The 24187-nt window shown below is 67.3% G+C and carries 12 protein-coding genes; 2 read left to right on the forward strand and 10 right to left on the reverse strand.

The genetic code is table 11. The features are described 5' to 3' along the window. Nucleotides 1–12 precede the first annotated feature (12 nt). Both coaD and rsmD read right to left on the reverse strand, forming a co-directional pair. Entirely contained in the window at nt 13–519 is a 507-nt protein-coding gene (gene coaD / locus KHF85_RS12705; protein ID WP_003466012.1) for a pantetheine-phosphate adenylyltransferase, read from the reverse strand. Then, nucleotides 516–1121 (reverse strand): 16S rRNA (guanine(966)-N(2))-methyltransferase RsmD, encoded by a 606-nt coding sequence (rsmD, locus tag KHF85_RS12710; RefSeq protein WP_284566940.1) that lies wholly within the window; start codon nt 1119–1121, stop codon nt 516–518. The genes coaD and rsmD overlap by 4 nt, the downstream gene beginning before the upstream one ends. 215 nt (nt 1122–1336) lie before the next feature. On the opposite strand from rsmD, the gene htpG reads away from it, so the two are divergent. Together htpG and KHF85_RS12720 are read left to right on the forward strand one after the other, a co-directional pair. Next, on the forward strand, nt 1337–3241 hold the full coding sequence (gene htpG / locus KHF85_RS12715; RefSeq protein ID WP_284566941.1) for a molecular chaperone HtpG: 1905 nt from the start codon (nt 1337–1339) through the stop codon (nt 3239–3241). Nucleotides 3242–3421: 180 nt separating this feature from the next. Continuing rightward, complete coding sequence (locus KHF85_RS12720) at nt 3422–4447, forward strand: Ldh family oxidoreductase (RefSeq protein WP_284566942.1); 1026 nt, start codon at nt 3422–3424, stop codon at nt 4445–4447. Between the two features lie 145 nt (nt 4448–4592). Here KHF85_RS12720 and KHF85_RS12725 read toward each other — a convergent pair whose 3' ends face one another. The 8 genes from KHF85_RS12725 to KHF85_RS12760 form a co-directional block, all read right to left on the reverse strand. Further along, the gene (locus KHF85_RS12725; RefSeq protein WP_409976614.1) at nt 4593–7502 is read right to left on the reverse strand and encodes a TonB-dependent receptor; all 2910 of its coding nucleotides are present in this window, start codon (nt 7500–7502) and stop codon (nt 4593–4595) included. 582 nt (nt 7503–8084) lie between these two features. Beyond that, on the reverse strand, nt 8085–9677 hold the full coding sequence (locus KHF85_RS12730; RefSeq protein WP_284566944.1) for a glycoside hydrolase family 27 protein: 1593 nt from the start codon (nt 9675–9677) through the stop codon (nt 8085–8087). Nucleotides 9678–9751: 74 nt separating this feature from the next. After that, nucleotides 9752–12166, reverse strand: a complete 2415-nt coding sequence (locus tag KHF85_RS12735; protein ID WP_409976615.1) for a beta-L-arabinofuranosidase domain-containing protein — start codon at nt 12164–12166, stop codon at nt 9752–9754. A 405-nt stretch (nt 12167–12571) separates the two neighbouring features. Continuing rightward, nucleotides 12572–14431: an Svx/AvrXca family virulence/avirulence protein gene (locus KHF85_RS12740; protein WP_284566945.1), complete on the reverse strand. Its 1860-nt coding sequence runs from the start codon at nt 14429–14431 to the stop codon at nt 12572–12574. Nucleotides 14432–15089: 658 nt separating this feature from the next. Further along, nucleotides 15090–18095 (reverse strand): TonB-dependent receptor plug domain-containing protein, encoded by a 3006-nt coding sequence (locus KHF85_RS12745; RefSeq protein WP_284566946.1) that lies wholly within the window; start codon nt 18093–18095, stop codon nt 15090–15092. A gap of 362 nt (nt 18096–18457) precedes the next feature. Beyond that, nucleotides 18458–21505, reverse strand: a complete 3048-nt coding sequence (locus tag KHF85_RS12750) for a TonB-dependent receptor (RefSeq protein ID WP_284566947.1) — start codon at nt 21503–21505, stop codon at nt 18458–18460. Between the two features lie 60 nt (nt 21506–21565). Continuing rightward, nucleotides 21566–21868 (reverse strand): hypothetical protein, encoded by a 303-nt coding sequence (locus KHF85_RS12755; RefSeq protein WP_284566948.1) that lies wholly within the window; start codon nt 21866–21868, stop codon nt 21566–21568. Further along, entirely contained in the window at nt 21865–24183 is a 2319-nt protein-coding gene (locus tag KHF85_RS12760) for a S9 family peptidase (protein WP_284566949.1), read from the reverse strand. The genes KHF85_RS12755 and KHF85_RS12760 overlap by 4 nt, the downstream gene beginning before the upstream one ends. Between the last annotated feature and the right edge of the window lie 4 nt (nt 24184–24187).

The following is a 24187-nucleotide window of genomic DNA, read 5'->3' on the forward strand; positions in this document are numbered from 1 at the left end:
ATGACGGACGGCTCAGCGCTGCGCCGCGGCCTGGCGGGCCTGGACCAGCGCCTGCATCACCGACGGCGGCACGAAGCCGGACACGTCGCCGCCCAGCCGCGCGATCTCGCGCACCAGCGACGACGAAATGAAACTGTGTTGCTCGGCCGGGGTGAGGAACAGCGTCTCCACCTCCGGGATCAGATGCCGGTTCATGCTCGCCATCTGGAACTCGAATTCGAAATCCGACACCGCACGCAGGCCGCGCAGCAGCACCCCGCCGCCGACCGAGCGCACGAAATGCGCCAGCAGCGTGTCGAAGCCGATCACCTCCACGTTGCGGTGCCCGGCCAACGCCTCGCGGGCCAGGTCCACGCGCAATTGCAGCGGCAGCGTCGGCCCCTTGGACGGACTCTGCGCCACGCCCACCACGACCCGCTCGAACAGCGGCGCGGCCCGGTTGACCAGGTCGATGTGACCGTTGGTGATCGGATCGAAGGTGCCGGGGTAGACGGCGATGCGGCTGTGGGCCACGGTCATGCATTGGATACCGCGTTAAGGTCGCCGGGAAGTGTAGCAGCGGTGCGCCGGTACAGGGCAGCGCGGACCTCGCGGCTGCCGCCCTCGCGGTACAGCGCCCACGGCGCCGGCAGCGCCGGCGCCTGCCCGGCGGGCGACTCCAGGTACAGCCAGGCGTCGGCCGCCAGCCGCGCCGGCAGCCGCTGCAGCACCGCGTCCCACAGCCCGTCGGCGAACGGCGGGTCGACGAAGGCGATGTCGGCCGGGGCGTCGGCGCCCGGCGCCGCCAGCCAGCGCAGCGCGTCGTCCTGCACCACCTGGATCTGCGCCTGCGCCTGCAGCCTGGCGATGCTGGCGCGCAGCCCGGCGGCCAGCGCCGGGTCGCGCTCGACCAGGCAGGCCGAGGCCGCGCCGCGCGACACCGCCTCCAGGCCGAGCGCGCCGCTGCCGGCGAACAGGTCCAGCACGCGTGCGCCGGGCAACGCCGGCAGCAGCCAGTTGAACAGGGTCTCGCGGACCCGGTCCGAGGTCGGGCGCAGGCCCGGCAGGTCCGGCACCGGCAGCCGCGTATTGCGCCAGCGGCCGCCGATGATGCGCACCTGGCCGGCGCCGGCACGGCTCATCGGCGGCCTCGCAACGGCCGGGAATCGGGAAGCAACGGGCACGGGGTCGGCATCGACGGCGGCGGCAGGAACGGGGCCAGGATGATAGACCAGCGCCATGCCCGCCGCTTGCGTCACCTGGCGCTTGAAGCCGGGCCTGCCCGCCACCATGTCCGCAGGCAGAGCCGCGCCCTCCTCCGCGCGGCCAGCCATCCCACCCCCTGGAGCAAGCACCGATGAGCGTGGAAACCCAAAAAGAAACCCTGGGCTTTCAGACCGAGGTCAAGCAGCTGCTGCAACTGATGATCCACTCGCTGTATTCCAACAAGGAGATCTTCCTGCGCGAGCTGATCTCCAATGCCTCCGACGCGGCCGACAAGCTGCGCTTCGAGGCGCTGGTCAAGCCCGAACTGCTGGACGGCGATGCGCAGCTGCGCATCCGCATCGGCTTCGACAAGGACGCCGGCACCGTCACCATCGACGACAACGGCATCGGCATGAGCCGCGAGGAGATCGTCTCGCACCTGGGCACCATCGCCAAGTCCGGCACCTCCGAGTTCCTCAAGCACCTGTCCGGCGACCAGAAGAAGGATTCGCACCTGATCGGCCAGTTCGGCGTGGGCTTCTACAGCGCCTTCATCGTCGCCGACCAGGTCGACGTGTACAGCCGCCGCGCCGGGCTGCCGGCCAGTGAGGGCGTGCACTGGTCCTCGCGCGGCAAAGGCGAGTTCGAGGTCGCCACCATCGACAAGCCCGAGCGCGGCACCCGCATCGTGCTGCAGCTGAAGGAAGGCGAGGACGGCTTCGCCGACGGCTGGAAGCTGCGCGGCATCGTGCGCAAGTATTCCGACCACATCGCGCTGCCGATCGAACTGCCGAAGGAACACCACGGCGAGGACAAGGACAAGCCGGAAACCCCGGAGTGGGAAACCGTCAACCGCGCCAGCGCGCTGTGGACGCGGCCGCGCACCGAGATCAAGGACGCCGAATACCAGGAGTTGTACAAGCACATCGCGCACGACCACGAGAACCCGCTGGCGTGGAGCCACAACAAGGTCGAGGGCAAGCTCGACTACACCTCGCTGCTGTACGTGCCGGGGCGCGCGCCGTTCGACCTGTACCAGCGCGACGCCTCGCGCGGGCTCAAGCTGTACGTGCAGCGCGTCTTCATCATGGACCAGGCCGAACAGTTCCTGCCGCTGTACCTGCGCTTCATCAAGGGCATCGTCGATTCCAGCGACCTGCCGCTGAACGTGTCGCGCGAGATCCTGCAGTCCGGCCCAGTGATCGACTCGATGAAGTCGGCGCTGACCAAGCGCGCGCTGGACATGCTGGAGAAGCTGGCCAAGGACGAACCCGAGCGCTACAAGAGCGTGTGGAAGAACTTCGGCCAGGTGCTGAAGGAAGGCCCGGCCGAGGACTTCGCCAACCGCGAGAAGATCGCCGGCCTGCTGCGCTTCGCCTCCACCCATAGCGGCGACGCCGAGCACAGCGTGGCGCTGGCCGATTACGTGGCGCGGATGAAGGACGGCCAGGACAAGCTGTACTACCTGAGCGGCGAGAGCTACGCGCAGATCAAGGACAGCCCGCACCTGGAAGTGTTCCGCAAGAAGGGCATCGAGGTACTGCTGCTCACCGACCGCATCGACGAGTGGCTGATGAGCTACCTCACCGAATTCGACGGCAAGTCCTTCGTCGACGTGGCGCGCGGCGACCTGGACCTGGGCAAGCTCGACAGCGAGGAAGAGAAGCAGGCCATGGAAGCAGCGGCCAAGGCCAAGCAGGGCCTGGTCGAGCGCATCCAGCAGGCGCTGGGCGAGGACGTGTCGGAAGTGCGCGTGTCGCACCGCCTGACCGATTCGCCGGCGATCCTGGCCATCGGCCAGGGCGACCTGGGCCTGCAGATGCGGCAGATCCTGGAAGCCAGCGGACAGAAGCTGCCGGAGAGCAAGCCGGTGTTCGAGTTCAACCCGGCGCATCCGCTGATCGAGAAGCTGGACGCGGAAGCCGACGGCGAGCGCTTCGGCGACCTGGCGCGGGTGCTGTTCGACCAGGCCGCACTGGCCGCCGGCGACAGCCTGAAGGATCCGGCCGCCTATGTGCGCCGGCTCAACAAGCTGTTGTTGGAGTTGTCGGCGTAGGCCTGCTGCACGGGCCAAGCGCGCGTAACAACGAAGCCGGCATCCTGCCGGCTTTGTTTATTGTCCCGACCCTGCATCGTCAGCCCTGAAGAACCCCGTAGCGTTTTTTGGCAACCCGAGGGTGTTCACACAGCACGGCGCGGGCGAGAATCCAGTTCACTCCCGTCCGCGCCTTTTTCGATGAACGCCAGCGATCCCGTCACCCTGTCCCTGGACCAAGCCACCGCCCTGGTCGAACGCATCCTGCGCCATGCCGGCTTCGGTCCGGCGCATGTGCGAACCCTCACCGCCACGATCGTCGCCGGCGAACGCGACGGCTGCGCGTCGCATGGGCTGTACCGGACCCTGGGATGCGTGGCGACGCTGCGCAACGGCAAGGTCGCGGGCGATGCCGAACCGGTCGTGCACGATCAGGCACCCGCGATCGTCCGCGTCGATGCATGCGGCGGCTTTTCGCTGCTGGCATTCGAGCGCGGCCTACCGTCGCTGATCGAAAAGGCGCGCGGCAATGGGCTGGCGGCGCTGGCGATCAACCATTGCGTGCATTTCTCCGCGCTATGGCCGGAAGTCGAACGCATCACCGAAGCGGGGCTGGTCGCGCTGATCTGCAATCCCAGCCATGCCTGGGTCACGCCGGCCGGCGGCCACACGCCCCTGCTGGGAACCAACCCGCTCGCGTTCGGCTGGCCGCGTGTGGACGCGCTTCCATTCGTGTTCGATTTCGCCACCAGCGCGGTGGCGCGCGGCGAGATCGAGTTGCACCGCCGCGCGGGCCTGCCGATTCCCGAAGGCTGGGGCGTGGACGCCAGCGGCAGGCCGACCACCGATCCGAACGTGGTCGCCGGCGGCGGTGGCGCGATGCTGACCTTCGGCGGACACAAGGGTTCGGCGCTGTCCGCCATGATCGAACTGATCGCCGGGCCGCTGATCGGCGACCTCACCAGCGCCGAATCGCTGGCGCACGATGCCGGCGCCGGTGCCTCCCCCTACCACGGCGAATTGATCCTGGCCTTGGACCCGGTGCGGTTCCTGGGCGCGGAGTGGGCCGCGCACATGGCACGCGCCGAGGCGTTCTTCGCCGCCTACCAGGACACCGGTGCGCGGTTGCCCTCGCAACGCCGCTATCAGGCGCGCGCGCGCAGCCTTCGCGAGGGCGTGCGGATTCCGCAAGACCTGCACCAGGACCTGCTGAAGTTGCTGGAGTAAGCACGCGCAGCACGGCGGCCGCACGTACGCGGTTGCCGCCAGTACCGCGCACCATTACATCAAGCCGCGCCTGAGCAGATGCCGACCGGGAACGGCATCGGCATCGGCATCGGCAATGTCACGTTTCGGCTGGCCGAACGCGGGCTTAGAACTTCACCGTCGCCCGCGCCCAGTAGTAGCGGCCGAGCAGATCGTAGGTGGCCACGTCGGTGTTGGCGTTGGTGACGTTGTTGGCGTAGTACAGCGGCGGCTGCTTGTCGGCCAGGTTGTCCACGCCCAGCTCGAGGCGGGTGTGCCAGGGCGTGAGGTTATAGCCGACCTGCACGTTGTGATAGACATAGGAACCGATGCGGCGCACCGCGTGCGGCAGGCCGGCATCGGCCGACAGGCTCTGCCGCGTATCTTCGCTGCCGATCTCGGTGCTGCCGATGTAGCGGATGCGCCACGACGCGCTCCAGTCGCCCAGGTTCCAGCTCAGCGCGCCGAGCCCGCGCCAGCGCGGGAAGTTGCCGTAGGCCTGGGTGTACTTGCCGGCGTTATGGATGGTGACGGTGCTGGCATCGGTAGTGTCCGGATTGATGTCGTAGCGGATCACGTAGGTGCCGTTGAGGCTGGCGTTGAAGCTGCCCCACGCGGTGTCCGGCAGGCGGTAGTTGAGGCTGAAGTCGGTGCCGCTGGCCCACAGCTTGCCGAGGTTCACGGTCGGCTCGGCGATGTAATTGATGGTGCCGTTGTCGTTGCGGTGGATCAGCGCGCAGTAGGCGCTGGACGCGTTGGGATAGCACTGGTTGAGCACGGTCTGCGCCGAGACCTGGGTGATGGTGTCCTGCAGGTTGATCTTCCACAGGTCCGCGCTCATCGACAGGCCGTCCAGCCAGCCCGGATCGTAGACCACGCCGAAATCGTAGGACTTGCCGGTCTCCGGCTTGAGCTGGTAGCCGGCCACCACTGCGCCGGAGGCCTTGGCGCCGACCTGGTTGTCGGCCTGCTGGTAGCTGCCGTCGGTGGGCACGTTGGCGCAGGCCGCGGCATGGCCGCCGCTGTAGCCGTTGCACGGATCCTTGACCGTGGCCGAGTCGCCGACCACGCCGGAATACAGTTCGTTGATGTTCGGCGCGCGGAACACCTGCGACACGGTGCCGCGCAGCAACAGGTTCTCGATCGGACGGTACTCCAGCGAGACCTTGCTGTTGGTCTTGCTGCCGACGCTGTCGTAATCGGAGAAGCGGCTGCCGACGGTCAGGTTCAGCGAATGCACCAGCGGCAGGTCGGCCAGCAGCGGGAACAGCGCCTCGGCATAGGCTTCCTTGACGCTGAAGCTGCCGCCGAGCACGCTGGCGCAGAATTCGATCACCCCGCACATGCCGTTCTCGTCGCCGGTCCACAGCGGATCGGCGGCGGTGGAGGTGCTTTCCTTGCGGTAGGACACGCCCGCGGCCAGGCTCACCGTGCCGGCCGGCAGGTCGAACAGGTTGCCGTTGGCGTTGGCCTCGAACTGCTTGACCCTGTAGACGCTGGTCACGATCGGGTTGACCACCAGCGCTTCCAGCGCCGCCTTGTTGCTCTCGCTGTTGAGGTTGAACGCGTCGATCGGGGTGCAGCCGGCGATCGCCGCGCCGGCGCTGCCGCATTTGACCGTGCCGTCGCTGTCCAGGAACGACGGCCCCACCGCGGCGTTGAACCCGGCGTAGTCGAGGAAGCCGTGGTTGATCGACTTCTGCTTGACCTTGCCGTAGTTGACGCTGGCGTCCCATTGCCAGGAGCTGTCGCCGAAGCTGCCGCGCAGGCCGGGATTGATCTGGAAATTGTAGGTGTCGTATTCGTAGCGGCGGTTGCCCAGCACGGTGGCGCGGCTGTTGAAGCTGTTGTACGAGGTCGCGGTGCTGCGGTCGGTGCCGAAGTTGACGCCGAACGGGTTGTAATAGCTACCGGCGGAGGCCAGGAAATTGTCGCCGTTGGCGAAGATCGGGATCGGCGCGATGATCGAGGACGAGGTGGTCTTGCTGAAGTAGGTGTTGACGTAGCCTTCCAGGTGATCGTTGAAGCGGAAGCTGCCGATCACGAAGGCATTGGTGCGTTCCTGCGGCGTCTGCAGCAGGTTGTACGGCTGGTAGTTGTAGGAATCGCTGGCGGCGTCGTAGCAGTGGTACTGGCTGGCATTGGTCGGGCTGCCGCTGCCGCCGTTGAAGGTGACCCGCGCGCAGCCGTTGCTCGCCGCCAGCGCCCTGGACCGGGCGGAACCTTCGTCGAAGCTGATGCTGCCGGTCGGCGTGGCCGAGGAGCCCTGCTTCACCGGCACGCCGTCGATCAGCGACAGCGCATCCTTCGAGTAGCTGCGCGCGCCGGCCGAGACCGGATCGATGTCGTGGTAGGACAGGCCGGCGACGATGCTGCCGCGCTCGCCGGTCTTGCCGGCGGTCAGCGAGAAGCTGCGGCGGTTGCCGTCGCTGCGCGAGCTGGTGCCGAAGTCGGTGCTGGCCTCGATGCCGTCGAAGCCCTTGCGCAGGATGAAGTTGACCACCCCGCCGATCGCGTCCGAGCCGTACACCGCCGAGGCGCCGTCGCTGAGCACTTCCACCCGCTCGATCATCGTCGCCGGGATCGCGTTGACGTCGTTGCTGGCCAGGCGCGTGCCGTTGACCAGGATCAGCGTGCGCTTCTCGCCCAGGCCGCGCAACGAGATGGTCGAGGCGCCGGTGCCGCCGCCGTTGTTGGTGTTGGGGTTGGTCGCGTTGCCGGCGATCGATGGCAGTTCCTGCACCAGGTCGCCGAGCGTGGCCTTGCCGGTCGCCTCGATCTGCGCGCGGTTGATCGTCACCACCGGGTTGGCGGTCTCGGTATCGACGCGGCGCAGGCGCGAGCCGGTGACCACGATGCTGTCCAGGGTCTGGGCCTTGCCGTCGTCCGCGCTCGCCTCCTGCGCCAGCGCCGGGCATGCGGCGCCCAGCGACAGCGCGGCGACCACGGCCAGCGCCAGCGGCTGCGGGCGATGGGAAGGATGGGGTGCGTGCGGGAACGACATGGAGATCTCCTGAGCGAGGGCGACACGGGGCATAAGCGAAAACGATGGGCCGAACACATCCGCGCCGGCGCGCGCCAGCGGTCGGAGGTGCGATGAGGACGACGCTGCAACAGCGACTCCGGTGATACGCATCCTGCGCCGCGGCTTTGGCAAGGCCGGACGCCACTACGGGATGCCTGCGATCCTTCGCACGCTGCCCGTGCGCTCATCCCGGCCCTGCGGTGAGTGGCCAAGGGCGGTGGCGGATCCTGTCCCGCACACCGGCCGCTGCGCCGGAAAACCAAAGGTCATCACGTTTTAACGATGCAATCACAATGTGCCTGTAACTGCGACCGGCGTCTTGTCGCAATTAGCGGTTCTGCATGCGGAATAACGCATGGTCGTGGCGCGGCGGCGCGATCGTGCGGCCGATCGGCATGCATACATATTGCTTTCGGTTCAGCCAGGGAGCCGGTGCATGCAGGCGCGACGCTGCGTGCAACCTGGCACAACGGGTGTCGCACCGCGGCAATGGCTGCGATCCATCGCCAAGCTGCGCCACGCACGCCACCCGCTGCTGGGCGCGCAGGCCGCACAGCGCGCGCGCGGATGGCGCGTCCTGCCTTGCCGTCGAACTCAATGCGGGTGTGCAGCCGGCGGCGGCGACAGCCGCAGCAGTACCACGCCATGCGCGGCGACCTGCACGCTGCGCAGTTCGCCGGCCGGCCGGCTGGCGCCGCGCCACAGATCGCGCCAGCGGCGCCCACGCAGCGTGGTGCCGGCATCCTCTGCCGTCAGCGCCAGCCGATGCGGCTGCGTGTCGCGATTGAATACGCCGAGCGCCACGCCGCCGTCGGCCAGCGGCTTGCGCCAGATCTCGATCACGCCATCCTTGCGCACCGCCCTGCCCTGCACGCCCAGCGCATCCTGGTCGATCGCCAGCACGTCGCGGTTGCGCAGCAGCGCCAGCGTCGCCGGCGTCATCTGCCGCAGGTCGTTGCCGAGCAGCAACGGCGCCGCCGACAGCGCCCACAGCGCCAGGTGCGTGCGGTACTCGTCCGCGCTCATGCCGCCGTTGCCGACCTCGAGCATGTCCGGATCGTTCCAGCCGCCCGGCCCGGCGTCGGCAGGATCGCCGTTGCGGTCGAAGCCGATCGCGGCCATCTTCGCGTAGGTGTCCTCGATGTCGCCGCTGGTGCGCCACAGGTGGCCACCGACCTCGCGGCCCCACTGGCCGACATGGTCGCGGCCGTACTGGCACAGGCTGTAGACGATCGGCCGCCCGCTGGCGCGCAGCGCCTGGCCCATCTGCAGGTAGGCGCGACGCACCTGTTGCGGTTCGCGGAAGATGCCTTCGCCCGAACACAGGTCGTACTTGAGATAGTCGATGCCCCAGCCGGCCCAGGTGTGCGCATCCTGCTCGACGTGGCCGTAGCTGCCGGTGTAGCCGGCGCAGGTCCTGGGTCCGGGCGAGCTGTACAGGCCCAGCTTGAGCCCCTTTCCGTGCACGTAGTCGGCCAGTGCGCGCATGTCCGGAAAGCGCGCGTTCGGCTGCAGCACGCCGTCGCGGTCGCGCCGGCCCTGCCAGCCGTCGTCGATGTTGACGTAGACGTAGCCGGCATCGCGCAGCCCGGAGGCAACCATGGCGTCGGCGATGCGGCGCACGGTGGCGTCGTCGATGTGCTCGGCGAAGCGGTTCCAGCTGCTCCAGCCCAGCGGCGGGGTCCGCGCCAGGCCGTCGCCGGGCAACGCCGCGTAGAGCGGCAGTGGCGCGACCGGAAACGCCAGCCGTGCCGCGTCGGCCCCGCTGCCGCGGGTGGCGCGCACGTCCACCTGTTGGTCCCAGATGCGCCCGGCCACGTGCAGCTGGCCGTGCTCCAGGGTCGCGGTCCACGGCTGCGCCGGCAGCCGCGGATTGCCGTTGTCGATCTGGAAGTGCGCCACGTCGCCGTCGATGCGCAGTTGCTGCATCGGCACATCGCCGTACCAATCGGTGGTGATGCTGCCCTGCGCCTGACCGTCGCGCTGGACGATGCGCAGGTAACGCGGACCGGGAAACGACGGCCCCTGCGCAATCACCCAGACGCCTTGCAGCGGGCTGGACGCTGCCACGGCCGCGGTCTGCGGCGGCCCATGCGCGCAGCCGCCACTGCCGGTTACCGCGAGCGCGAGCAGACCACGCCACAGCCAGCGGCTGGCGGGAAAAGTGAAGCGCAGGCGTGACGCCATTGATGGTTCCTGTCAGGGCGCGACGCCAGCGCCGCGCGCGTGCGCAACCGCAACCGCAACCGCAACCGCAACCATCACAATGCGCTAGCGGCCGGGATCAACCAGCCGCCGAACAGCGGCCCGGCGGTATCGCCGTGCTGCGGCTCGATGCGGAAGGTCAGCTGCGCGGCGCCGGTCAGCGCCGGCGGCAACGCGTAATCGCGATCGACGAAGTCGATCACCTGGCTGCGGTCCACCTGCACTTCCACCGCCAGCTTGCCGTCGATCAGGATATTGAAGCGGCCCTTGTCGCTACCCCAGAAACGCAGGCGCAACGCCAGCGGCCGTGCGCTGCCTTTCATCTGGAACTCGACGAAGCCCTTGCCGCGCACGTCGCGGCATTGCTGGCGGCGGTAGGCGCCGCCGAAAGACGTATCGCTGCGCAGCTTGTGCGCCTGCTCGGAGGCCTCGTCGCCGAACTGGATCATGTCCACCGCGGTGGCCTGCAGCGCCGCGCGCTCGGCCTGCTGGCGCGCGCGCCGCGCCGCTTTCTGCGCCCACTGCGTCGGCGCCAGGCGTTTGAAGTACAGCGCGCTGCGGCGTTCGTATTGCGCGTAGAACGGCACGAAGGTCAGCCCCGGCGGCTGCGTGGCGGCGGCCAGAAAATGGCCGGGCTGCGGCAATTCGGCGAACCCTGCCAATGGATCGGCCACGGCCACCAGCGCCGGGTCCGGCGCGTCGTAGGGATCGGCGACCGGCCCGAGATCGGCGGCCAGCGCCAGCGGACCGCGCATCACCACCACCGTATCGGCGTCGCCGGCGGCATGCTCCAGGCGCAGCGGCATCGCCAGGTCCAGTTCGATCACATCGCCGCTGCGCCACTGCCGCTCCAGCGCCAGGTAGCCGTCGGCGGCCGTGCCGCGCTGGGTCTTGCCGTTGACGCGCAGCGTGTAGCCGCCCTGGCACCAGGCCGGCAGCCGCAGCAGCAGGCGCCGCGGCGTGCGCGCGCCGGCGCGACGCAGTTGCAGCCGCACCTTGCCGTTGTCCGGCACGCCGCTGTCCAGCTCCAGCGTCAGGTCGCGCTCGGGCCAGTCCAGGGTCGAGGGGATGTACAGGTTGACGTACAGCGACGCCGCGTCCTGCCAGTAGATCGAATCGCCGAACTGCGCATGCGCTTCCATGCCGCTGCCGACGCAGCACCAGAACGAATCGAACTTGTCGGAGAAACCGCGCTCGCCGCCGCTGATCATCGGCGTCATGTAGGTGAACATGCCGGTGGCCGGATGCTGCGCGGCCATCGTATGGTTGTGCAGGGTGCGCTCGTAGTAGTCGAAATAGCGCGCCTGCGGCGTCCACTGGTACAGGTGCCGGGTCAGCTTGAGCATGTTGTAGCTGTTGCAGTGCTCGCAGGTCTGCTCGGTCAGGAACGCGGCGATGCTGTCCGGTTCCTGGAAATACTCGCGGTCGGCATTGCCGCCGATGACATAGCTGTAGTGGCCGGTCACCGTCTCCCAGAAGAAACGCGCCGCGGCCGCGGCGTCGGCATCGCCGGCGACCTCGAACTGGCGCGCCTCGCCGATGAACTTGGGCACCTGGGTATTGGCATGGATGTGCGGCAGTTCGTCGCGGCCGGCGGCGGCCGGATCGATCACCTTCTCGTGGCGCAGGCGCTTGCCCAGCGCGATCCAGCGCGGATCGCCGGTACGCGCGCCCAGTTCGATGTAGGACTCGTTGAGGCCGCCGAACTCGGTGTCCAGCAAGGTCTGCATCTGCGCGTGATCGAGCGCGTCGAACACCCCGCCCAGATAGCCGGCCAGCGGCAGCAGCACCTGCAGCGCCTGCGCGTTGCCGGCCAGTTCGTGCGCATCGAGCAGGCCGGCGAACAGCTTGTGCACCGTGTACAGCGGCGACCAGCTGCCGTTGAGATTGAACTTGCTGCCCTTGATGACGCCGCGGCGCACTTCCTCGAACACCAGCTTGCCGTTGTCGATGGCGCCCTTGTCGTTCTTGCGGGTGAGCCCGCCGACATAGCCGTCCGGATCGCGCGCCTGCGCGCGCGCCAGTTCGGCGACGATGTAGTCGATGCGCTGGCGCAGCGCCGCATCGCGCGTTTGCGCATGCATCTTGGCCAGCGCGCTGAGGTAGTGGCCGAGCGTGTGCCCGGCGATGGTGTCGCCTTCCCAGCCGCCGTAGACCTCGCCCTTGGCTGGCAGGCCGGCGTAGTGCAGGAAGTTGTGCAGCAGGCGGTCCGGCTCCAGTTCCAGCAGGTAGCGGCGGTTGGTCTGCAGCGAATCCAGGAACAGCGACGGCTTCAGCGTGACCTGCTTGAGCGGCAGCGCCTGCACCGCGCCGGCGCTGGACGCGGCGGCATCCAGCGGGAAGCGCAGCAACCCCGCGGCCACCGCCAGCGCGCTCCACTGCAGGAAGCGCCGCCGCGATGGATCCAGCGCGTGCGCACAGGCATCGGCGTGCGGCAGCGGATCGGTGGACAGGCACTCCATGGATTTCATCGCAGATCACCGCGACGTGACGCGCCCAGCCCGGGGAAAACCAACATGGGTATCGGCATCTGCTGCTCCTGGTTGGACGGTCTGTGACAATACGGCCACGGCCCCGAGGCCGACGACGCTGTCGGCATGATGGCTGGCCGTACCGAACCTGCGCAGCGAAGGTAGGCGGGCCATTTGTCATCATCCCCCGCGCGTCACCCTGCCGTCTTGTGCACAGACAGAAGAACGGATGCCGAATTACGCACAAACCGCGCATGGACGCGGTGCTTTGCTGCCGCGCGCGGCAGCGCCATGCTGCGCAGCACTCATGACCGTTTCGGCGTGGCGAGGGGCATCACCCATCGCCGCGCAGGCACCGGCGGCGGACCCGCACGGGCACGCCGCCGCATGGCGCGACCCGGCGGATTACTGCGAGCGCGGCGTTGCGGTGACTTCAGGCACTGCGCCGGTCAGATCCGCACCGTATTCCGGGTTGAGGATCAACCCAGGATCCACGTAGCCGTAGAACACGCCCTTGCTCAGCGACGCCCCGCGTTCCTCTACATCGCCGCGCAACTGGGCAGTACCGGACAGCGTGAATGCTTCGAACGCGCCCGGCCCCATGAACACCGTGTGCACCTGGGCGCTGTCCCGAATCCTCGCTCCATCCTGCACTACGCTCAAGCCACCGACCACGACGTTGTCCTGGACGGTGCCGCCCATGATCGTGGCATGGTCCTGGATCCGGGCATTGCCCAGCACCTGCCCACCTAGCACGCGCGCGTCCGGGCCGACGTAGGCGGTGGGCGCGACATAGGCATTGCGCGCGACCCAGCCGCCACCGTTGGCATGGCGGGTGCCGAGCGCCGTCGGCGTCGGCGCATTCGGCTGGCGGCCGGATGGATAGGCGTTGTCGAGCGTGACGCTCCACGGGTAGCGATAGATCGAGTAATAAGACTGGTCCCACTTGATCTTGTGCATTTTGCTCGGGGTCCCCATCACCACCAGATAGAGCCCGGTATCGCCGCGCTTCAGATCGAACTGCAGCGACGCGCTGGCGCCGCGCTGCAAAGGGCTGTAGCGCGCCTTGCCCGCCGCATCGATCGCAACCACGCCCCAGCGCCAGTCCGAATCGGGCGAGGCGATGGCACTGGGGTCGTTGTACAAGCCCGGCAATGCGTTCACCGCGGACTGCGTCTGCACATCGCCTGCGAACTTGACGCCGATCGCGGCGGCGCCCGCAGCGGGAATCAACCGTACCAGGTTGTAGCCCCAACGCTGCGGCGCCCAATCGAACGGCACGCGGTAGCGGCGCTCCTGGCCCGGCACCTGATCGAGCTGGGTCAGACGCAAGGCGAGATCGCGGTTGTACTCATCCGAGGTGTTTTCGGGATCGAACGCATCGTTACTGCCGTATTGTTCGCGCATCAACACGCCATGATCGCGACCATCGGGATCGGTGTAATCCCAGTTCACGTTATGCATCGCCCAGTCGCCAAACACGTCGTTGAGCTGCGACTGGGTCCAACCCATGTTGTCGCGGATGACGGAGAACGGATCCGCATCGGCCAGACCGGGATCGCCGGACTTGGGCGCCTTGGCCCACATGTCGTTGATGATGGAATAGCCGAAACGGTCCTTGAGATATTCCATGAATTGCCAGTTGCAGTAGCGATCGCGGGTCGAGCCCAGATAGAGATGCGGATAGTTCACAAGCATCGTCGAGCATTGAACCTCGGTGTTATGGTACTCATCGATCTGGTGCGCCATCCAGTTGGCATGCGACTCCCAGATCCAGCCGGTGTACTGCGACCGGGTCAAACCGCCGGTGGCGCCTTGTAGCGCATGGGTAAGTTCATGCGCCAGACCCCAGTGATCCTGCAAAAAGGAGGGCGAAATCCACATGCCCATTCCGCCACTGTCGGCGGGCCCGCCTTGCATGCCGAAGTCGGACTTCAAATAGATGCTGGCCTTGTACTTCGTCGCCGAAGCGCAATAGGGTTCCGGAAAACCGATACGATTGATGTAGGTGTTCCAGATCAGCTCCAGTTCCTCGCCTGCCGCTTCCAGATCGGCGCGGGGAACATTTTCCGCGTCTTCCCAGCGGAACGCGAAGTGCGTGGTTTCGTAGCGCACTGCCGGCATGTCGGTGTCATTGGGATTGGCGACCCATTGACCGGTGCTGCAGACGGCCGCCGCATGCGCGACATGCGACGCCAGGGCCAAACCAGCCGACATGCAGAGGGGCGCGACGATGCGCAACAAGGACGACAGGGGACGTTTCATGCACTCTCTCCTAAGGAACTGCACATTCGGAGCAGCAACGCGTGCAATGGCAGCGTTGCGCGGTATCGCGCGCGCCTGATCGAAACGGCGCAAGCGTTGTGCGACGAAACCACGCCAGCGCGGCATGGCGCATCGCAACGCGACAGTGTCGGGTCGATCGTGGCTTTCACGGCGTCGGGCATACATCGGCCGGACCAGCGGCAACGTCACGTCGGCAGGAACGTCCATCCCCGTGCATGAACACAGCGCACAGCAATGTCCGGAAAATCCTCCGCGTTGCACCGCGCTAGTGCGCGGGGCAGGCAAGGAAAACCAATCGAACGCTTTTGCGCACCCCCAACGACCCAATTCCATTGGTTACCCGCCCGCGCGCCTGACCGACCCGGCAGATGCTAGGGGCGCGCGAAATTCGGCGCACTGCATGCGCTCGCAGAACTACAAATTTTTTCTGTACAAAGAGAGGAAGTGAAGCGCCGATCACGGCAGTCAGCGTAACGCCCATCACACAGGCACGCACGATCGCCTGCGTGCTGCATAGACATCGCGCGATGCATGTCCAGCCACGGCCGCCGCAAGCGCCGCGACTGCAAATCCGTTCGCCGCAACCGCCTCGGCAGCGCAGCGATGCGGCGCTCACCGACGCGGCGCCGGCCTGCCCTCACAACGCCAGGCGGATCCCGCCGTAGTACATGCGCCCGATCACGTCGTACACGCCGGCGTGGTAGCCCAGCTCGAAATTGGCGCCGCCCGCCTCCGCGCCCGGCACCCGCGGCGGCGCGCGATCGAACAGGTTGCTGACCCCGCCGAACACTTCCAGCCCCGACTTGAGCCGGTAGTAGCCGGACACGTCGCTGTAGAACACGTTGCCGGTCCACACCTTCTGGTAGTCGGTGTCGCTGATCTCGGTGCTGTTGCGCATCTTGGAGAAGTGCCGCAGCGACCAGGTCGCGCCGGCGTGCGCGTTGGACCAGGTGGTGCGCAGCACGCCCTTCCAGGACGGCGAGCCGAACACGCCGGCGAAGCGGGTGACTTCTTCCGGCTGGTCCGGATCCAGCGTGTAGTCCTGGCGGATCAGGTGCGTGTAGTTCAGGTCGAACGACAGCGCGCCGGCATTCTGGCCCCAACGCTCGGCCAGGTCGTAGCGGTACTGCGCGAAGAAGTCGACGCCGCGGGTCAGGTAGCGCGACAGGTTGAGCTTCTGGGTGACCGCGTTGAGCAGGTTGCCGTCGGCATCGCGGCTGACGAAGGAGCAGAACGGGTTGTCCAGGGTCGGCGCGTCCACGCACTTGTTGATGATGGTCTGCGCCGGGAACGAATCGATCGCGCCGCGCAGGTCGATGTTGTAGTAGTCCACCGACAGCGAGAAATCCGGCAGGAAACGCGGGCGCAGCACGATGCCGACGGTGCGGGTCTTGGCGGTTTCGTTGGCCAGGTCCAGGTTGCCCTTGGTGATGATGTCGCGGTACAGCCAGTAGGTGCTCTTGTCCGACGGATTGAGCTGCGCGCAGTTGGCCGCGGTGTACTGGCTGCGGTCGGTGCGGTAGCGCTGGTTGTAGCTGTTGCACGGATCGGTGACCCACATGCCGCCGATGCTGCTGGCGGTGTACAGCTCGCCGATGTTGGGCGCGCGCACCGCCTTGCCGTAGGTGCCGCGCAGGGTGATGTCCTGGATCGGCGCCCAATCGATGCCGAACTTGTTGGTGACGGTGCGGCCGGCGGTGTTGTAGTCGGACACGCGTACCGCCGCGTCCACGCCCAGGCGCTGCGCGAACAGTTTGTCGGCCAGCAGCGGCAGGTGCAGCTCGCTGTACAGCTCCTTGACGTCGTACTGGCCGACCAGCGGCAGCTGGGTGGTGCCCAGGCTGGCGTCGTAGGCCGGATTGGCCGGATCGTACTGGGCGATCGCGCCGATGTCGTTGCGCTCCTTGCGGTACTCGCCGCCAAACGCGATCTGCGCCTCGCCGCCGGGCAGGTCGAAGATGCCGCCGGAGGCATAGGCCGACAGTACCTGCTGGGTCATGGTGGTGGTGGCCCAGTCCGAGGTGTAGCGCAGGTAGCCGATCTCCTGCGCGGTCAGGCGCTTGAACGGGTTCAACGGCACGCAGCCGTTGCCCGGGTCGGTGAGCGTGCTGCGGCAGATCGCGCTGCCGTCGGCGCCGGCGGTGGAATCCACCGCCAGGTAGTAGCGCGTGTAGGACACCGTATCGATGTCGCGGTTGCGCTGCTCGGTGCGGCCGTAGGAGTAGTACGCGCTGTAGTTCCAGGCGCGGCCGCCCAGGCTGAAGTCGCCCTCCAGGCCGACCACGCCCTGCAGCAGCTGGCGCCGGTACTGGCTGCCGGCCTGCCCCAGTTCGTCGTCGAAGTGGCGCGCGAAGTAGATCCCGTCGGTGATCGTGCCGCCGTTGGCCGCGCGCATTTCGTCGGTGATGAACGGGCTGTCGGCCGGCACCGCCTCGCTGCCGAACGCGCTCAGCGCGCGCCAGGCCGATTGCGAGGTGGTCCGCGAATAACCGACGTTGGCGAAGAAGCGCAGGCTGTCGCTGAAGTCGAAATTGAGCGTGGCGCGGCTGGCGAAACGATCCGACGGCACTGCCAGGTACCACGAGTCGTAGCGGCCGCCGTACTCGCCGCCGTCGGTGAGCAGGCTGCCCAGCGCGGTGGACGGATCGGCCAGGCTCAGCGGCACGCTGTTGACGTAGCCGCCCGGGCCGAGCACCGGCGCGCGCAGCTGGCCGTCGCCGGTCATCGCGTAGTGGCGGCCGCCGAGGATGAGCTGCGCGTCCTCGGCGTTGTTGATGTTGCGGTTGTTGTCGGAGATCCAGTAGCGCTGGTTGCGGTTGTTGCGCGTGTACATCGGGTAGCCGGTGGCGGTCCACGGCCGGTCCTGGCCGGACACCGAATCGGGCTCGCGCTCGTAGAAGCCGTACACGGTGACGTTGCCGCGGTTGTCGGCGAAATTGCGCCCGAACAACGCATCGACGCTGCTGCTGCGCATATCGCCGCGGCTGGAGATGCCGTAGCGGGCGCTGGCGTCCAGGCCCTGGAAATCCTTCTTCAGGATGAAGTTGGCCACGCCGGTGACCGCATCGGCGCCGTACAGCGCCGAAGCGCCGCCGGTGATGACCTCGACGCGTTCGACCAGGCTGGAAGGAATATTGCTCACGTCCACCGCCGAGGTGCCCGGAATCGCCGGCACCTGGCGGCGGCCGTCGACCAGCACCAGGGTGCGCTGGGTGCCCATGCCGCGCAGGTCCAGCGCGTTGATGCCGGGGTTGCCGGCCAGGTTGCTGGTCTGGCTGGTCTGGGTCAGCGCCAGGCTCGGCAATTGATTGACCACATCGGCGATCTCGGTATAGCCGGCCGCACGGATCTGCTCGGCGCCGATCACGGTCAGCGGCGTGGGGCCGTCCAGCGCATCGTTGCGGCGGATGCGCGAACCGGTGACGACCACGCTGTCCAGGGTCTTGGCGTCGGCGGCGCTGTCGCTGCCGCTGCCATCGGCCGCGGCGGCCTTGTCGGGCACCACGGCGGCTTGCTGCGCCGCCGCCGGCAACGCCGCGAGCAACGCCATGGCGATCGCGGCGCACAGCAGGCTGCGCCCTTGCCCGCGGCGATCGCGGCAAACCGAAGCTGCATGGATGGAAGGCAAGCGGACGTGATGCATGGGCGTTCTCTCGGTTGATCGGCCTGCACGCAAGATCCAGGCCGCACGACGCCGCGTCCTAGCTGCCCGACGCAACGAGAACCGGTATCGACGATGGGGGCCGTGCATCCCCGCACGGCGCAAAATGCGGTGTGCGCTTGCGCACATCGCCATTGCAGGGTTTCACGTCGGCAGGTGCAACGTCTTGTGGAAAAACTTCGCCTTTGCTGTGGAAATTTGTCATATAGCGCAACGGACTGCAGGAACCGGCACACCTCGCTGCAACCTCATGCACGCCTGAGCGCCAGCCTCAGCGAATGGATTCGGAGGTCGGCAGCAAGCGCGACCGGCGCCGGCCGCAGCCATTGCCGTCGAACACCCGGTCAGTTCCAGTTGTAGCGGATGGCGAACGACGCCGAACGCGGCGCCAGATAGGCCTGTCCGCCGTATCGGCTCTCCTTGACCAGCGCCGATCCGTTGTAATAGCCGTAATAAGGGCTGACGAACACCAGGGTGTTTTTGTTCAGGACATTGCCCATGTTGAACTCCAATCGCAGGCGGTTCGATCCCCAGCTGTGCTCCCAGGCGGTATTCATATTGAGCAGCCACCAGCTCGGCAGGCGTCCCAGGCTGCCGCGGCTCACCGCGACGCCTGCGCAGTAATAGGCATGCTCGCCGGCGGTGCTGGCGGCATCGCTCGACAGCGGATACTGCGAGTAGCAGGATGTATTGGCGCCGCTCTGCCAGTTCAGCCCCAGCCCGGCACTGAATCCGCTGCTGCCGAACGTATGCGAGCTGTTGAGCAGGAACGCATGGCGGATATCCTGCGGCAGGTTGCCCGTCGCGCCCTGGGTCAGGGCGGCATACTGGAACACCTGCGACCCCAGCAGATTGCTGGCCGGATCGCCTTCGGCGTAATAGCCCTCGTAATTGCCCCATACGTGTTTCCAGGTGTAGCTGACCTGCAGGAACACGGGCTGGTCGGGCGTTTCCGGGTGGACCATCTCGACGCTGAAGGTATAGGCCTTGCGCTTGGGCTTGGGCAGGCCTGCGGCGCTGGCGGGGACGACGACGGTCTCCAGGCTGCCGTCATGATCGAAGTCGTTGCTCAGCACGATGTCCCTGCCCGGATTGACCAGCACGATGTTGCCGATGTATGGGTCCTCGTATCCCAACGACTGCAGATAGCGGTAGGCGGCGCTGCTGTAGCCGGGAGTGTTCAGGTCGCGCCAGGCCGAAATCGCCCGTTTCACGTTCGCATAGTTCAGCTCGAGCGTTTCCGACCAGTGCGGGATCAATCCGTTGTCCTGGAAATACAGCCCCAGGTTCTCCTGCTGCGACGTCCTGATAGTGCGCGAGGACACCACGCGCGGGTCGGAAACCGTGCTGGTAACGGCATAGCTGCCGAACTGCTGCGGAGCGATCGGCGTGCCGTCGGCGTTGATGCCGTCGTAAGTGTAGTACTGGTACTGCTGGGTGGAATCGTTGAGGGCATTGGCCAGGATCACCCCGGGTACCGCCATGCTGTAGCGGCCATAGGTGAAACCGGCCTTCATCGAACTGTCGCCCTTGACGTCCCACGACAGCCCGAAGCGCGGGGACGTGGTCCAGAAGTTCAGCGCCCTCAGACCGCTGCCCAACATGGACTGGTTGTTGTCGCGGCGCACGCCCGCGTACACGACCAGGTTTTCCAGCGCTTGCCAGTAATCCTCCAGGTAGGCGCCGCGGTTGACCTGGGTCAGCGGCCCGCCGTAGTAGGACACGAAGGAACGCATGTACCGCGTATTGGCGGGAATGGCGATGCCGCTGACGTCGTCCTTGCTCGGCGATCCCAGCGCATAGTCGAAGTAGGTGTAGTGGCCGCTCTCTCCATAAGCGGACTGGTTGTTCTCGAAGAACGCGTAGCGCTCGGCACCCAGGCCGAGCTTGTGGCTGCCCGGTTGCCAGACCCAGTCCGCGCGAAACCCGCGCTTGGAGTAGTCGAAGGGGATTTCGCTGTCGGGCGAACCGTCGGAAACGACGTTGTAGACGTTCTGGCCGCGGGAGTCGCGGGTGATGCGCGCCGCGAATATGTCGAAGCCGTTGAACAGGTTCTGCTCGGAATGGGTGAAATAGCCGCCCATCACCGACAGGTCCATGCTGTCGTTCATGTGCCAGCGGTAGCGTCCGACGTAGAAGTCCTCGTCCATTTTGAACAGCACGTTGCGGAAATACTGCTTCGCAGACTGCGCATCCCCCGGCTCGTCCAATTTCCAGATCGTGGTGTGGTCCTTGGTCTTGTTGCTTGCCGCCACCACGTCCAGGGTCTGATTTTCGGTGACGTTCCAGGTCAGCGTCGCCGCGGGGTTATGGTAGTTGTGCATGAACTGCGCGGCATAGCCGAGCGTGCTGCCGTACAGGTAATTGCTGCGCGACGCCGGCTGGCTCTCCTGGTATGCCAGATTGACGAACAGGCGGTCCTTCAGCAATGGGCCGGAAACCCAAAACGTATTGTTGAACGCCGTGTCCTGCTGCCCGTTGGTGGCGATCCCTCCTTCCAGGAACCATGTCCTGTTGCCGTCGGCATCGATCAGCGCATCGTCTTCGGTGTGGCGCCTGAGCAGCCTGGAGTAAGGCGGGACGATATACGAGGAAAACCCGGCACGCCACGTGTTGTCGCCGGATTTCGTCGCCGCCGAAACCGAGCCTCCCATCGCGTTGGAGTACTTGGCCGAAGCGCCGTTGGCGATGACCGTCGCATAGCCGATCAGCTCGCCCGGCACCATGTTGGCGCCGGCGCCGCTGTAGTCGAAGGTCGTGTCGAACTCATTGACGTAGTAGCGCGTCTCGGTGCCGGAACCGCCGCCGAAGGACGCGTACCCGGATCCGCCCGAGGGTTGCGAGGCGACCTGCGACATGAATTGCTGCGGGAGCGCGGTGAGCAGATTGCTGTACGGCCCGCTGCTGCCGTTGTTGCCGCTGGTATCCACACCCGTCTTGCGCAACAGCTCCTGAGAATACTGCCGCACCAGTTGCGGCGTGCTGACGTCGATCGGCGCGGTGTTGTCGGCGGCATTGTTGATGCCGGCGGCGCTGACCTTGACCTCGCCCAGCTCGGTGGCGGCGGCCCGCCGGTCGGCCAGTGGCGCCACCGCGGTGGAACTGCCCGGGCGCACGATCGCCTGCGTGCTCGCCAGCCGCTGCTCGGCGCAGCTCAGCACGATCTCGTACTTGCCCGGGCTCAGTCCGGCGATCGAATACTTGCCGGACGCATCGGGCTTGCGGATCTGCGTGGCATTGGTATCGAGGTTGCGGATCAGGACCTGCGCATCGGCGATTCGGCCTTGCAACGCGACGGCGCCATACAGCCCCCCGCTGGACTCCTGCGCATGTACCGCGGGAATGGCGATCGTGGCCGCCAGGATCGCACTGAACAACAGCGACCGGCCCATGCAGCGACGCCCAACACAGGACTTCCGAAAGACCGCCTTGCTCATTGGAGCTCTCCTAAATCATAGACACGAAGGAACATCCGGCATCGACACCCAACACCATCGCCATCCGCCGTCAGGCGCGGCCACACACGTTCCCTCGCTCATCGCCGCGACGAGCACGACAACGCGATCCGCTGTCCGTGCCGCATGCGCCGGATCGCGACAGCGTCGTGTTCGAAAATGCGTTGCATCCGCCACGCCGCAGGCAACGCCCTGCCGGGCAGCCATTTCAGGGTCGATCACCGCATCCGTTTTGAATGTGCCGCCGGTACCGCAATGCGATGTTTCTTGCCGTGCTTGCGGCGCGGCGGCGCCGCTCATGTCCCGGCGTGCGGCATGGCGGGCGCGCCATTCCAGTCCGGCGTCGGCACCTGCTGCAGCCAACGCACGAAGAAGTCCGCCAGCCGCCGCTGGCCGTAGTCGCCGCCGGCGCCATGGTCGCCGCCCGGCACCACCAGCAGATCGAAATCCTTGCCGGCCTTGATCAGCCGATCGGCGACCTGGAAGGTGCTGGCCGGATCGACGTTGTGGTCCATGTCGCCGGTCACCAGCAGCAGATGCCCCTGCAGGCGCCAGGCGTTGTCGACATTGGACGAGGCCGAATACCACGGCCCGACCGGCCAGCCCATCCATTGCTCGTTCCACCAGATCTTGTCCATGCGGTTGTCGTGGCAGCCGGAATTGGCCACCGCGGCGACATAGAACTCGGGATGGAACAGCAACGCGCCGAGCGCGCTCTGGCCGCCGGCGGAAGTGCCGTAGATGCCCACGCCCTGCGCGATCGCATACCAAGGATACTGCGCCGCCACGGCACGGTGCCAGGCGATGCGATCGGGAAAACCGGCGTCCTTGAGATTGCGCCAGGCCACGTCGTGGAACGCGCGCGAGCGGTTGTTGGTGCCCATGCCGTCGATCTGCGCCACGGCGAAGCCGAGCGCGGTCAGCGCCGGCACGCGCGCACTGAAGGCCTTGGGCACGAACGAGCCGTGCGGCCCAGCGTAGATCTTCTCGACCACGCGGTAGCGCTGCCCGTCCACCTGCGCCTGCGGCCGATGGATCACGCCCCAGATCTCGGTCTTGCCGTCGCGGCCCGGCGCGTGGAACGGCAGCGGCGGCACCCAGCCGGCGGCGCGCAAGCGGGTCAGGTCGGTGCGCTCGACCTGCTGCACCAGCGTGCCGTCGTCGGTGCGGCGCAATTCCAGCACCGGCCCCAGGTCCACCCGCGAATACAGGTCGAGCAGCCAGCGGCCGTCGGGCGACAGCACCACCTCGTGGTCGGCCTGCGCCGGGGTCAGCGCGGTCAGCCCGCGGCCGTCCAGGCCGATGCGATAGGCGTGACGGTAGTACGGGTCCTCGCCCGGGTTCATGCCCGAGGCGGTGAAGTAGATCTGCTGCGCGGCCTCGTCGACGCGCTCGACCTTGCGCACCACCCACTCGCCGCGCGTGACCTGGCGCGGAGCGCCGCCGCTGCGCGTGTCGTACAGGTATAGCTGTTCCCAGCCGTCGCGCTCGGAGGCCCACAGGGTGCGCGCGCCATCGGCGAAATCGTGGCGATAGCGTTTGCCGCCGTCCTCGTGGCTACCGCTGAGATCGGAATACTCGATGAAGGTCGGCGAGGTTTCCTCGATCAAGGTGCGCGTCTGCGCGCTGCGCCCATCCGCTTCGATCACCCGGTAGCGCTGGTGGCCACGCTCGTTGTACTCGAAGGTGAAGCCGCTGCCGTCGCGGCGCCACTGCGGCCAACCCAGCGCGAACGCGTTCGGGAACAGCGCCGTCGGTACTGCCTGCGCCTGCCGCGAGGCCAGGTCGAACAGCACCGGCTGCAGCACCGGCAGCGGATCGCCGGGCTTGGCGTAGACCTGCTGGTGCAGCTTGGGCTGCAACTGGTCCGGCGGCGCCGACTCGATGTAGTGCACCGTGCGCAGCGGCGCCGGCGTGACCCGGTAGGCGACCAGCCGGGTCGAATCCGGCGACCAGGCGATGCTTTCCACCGCGTAGTACTCGGCGGCGCTGCCGTCGCGGCTGAGCGCGACCGGGCTGCCGCCAGCGGCCGGCGTGACCACCAGGTTGCCGGCGTCGACCCAGGCCCGCCACTTGCCGTCCGGCGACGCCTGCGCATACGCCGGGCCCTGCCTGAGCGGGATGCTCATGTCGTAGGAATCGGGCGGCAATGCGCCCATCTCGGTGCGCGTGCAGCGGTACTGCGGCAGATCGCACTGCCAGCGCACGCGATCGCTCTCGAAGACCAGCCGCTGCGCATCCAGCTTCACCTCCTGCAGCTGCAACGCCGCCGCATCGACCGGCTTGCCGCTGGCCGCGGACATCGCCGCCGCCAGCCGCACGTGATCGAAGGCAGGTTCGTTGCGGCCGTCAGCGACCGCGACCCGGCGGTACTCGATCGCCGGTGCGGCGCCGCTGCGCGCCAGCGAACGCCGATACAGGAAATGCCAGGCATCCAGCCACACCGGCTCCGACGGCTGGCGATCGACCAGCGCCTCGTAGCGTTGGCTCAGCGCCTGCGCGCGCTGATAGTCGTCCGCACTCGGCGCGGCCAGCGCGCAGGGCGCCAGCGCCGCCAATACGAGCAGCAGTGCACCCGGCGCCGCGCCGCGCCGCCCGTTTCGATCCGTCTTCATCCGT

The sequence above is a fragment of the Xanthomonas graminis pv. graminis genome (genome assembly GCF_030168915.1).
Lineage (GTDB): Bacteria > Pseudomonadota > Gammaproteobacteria > Xanthomonadales > Xanthomonadaceae > Xanthomonas_A > Xanthomonas_A translucens.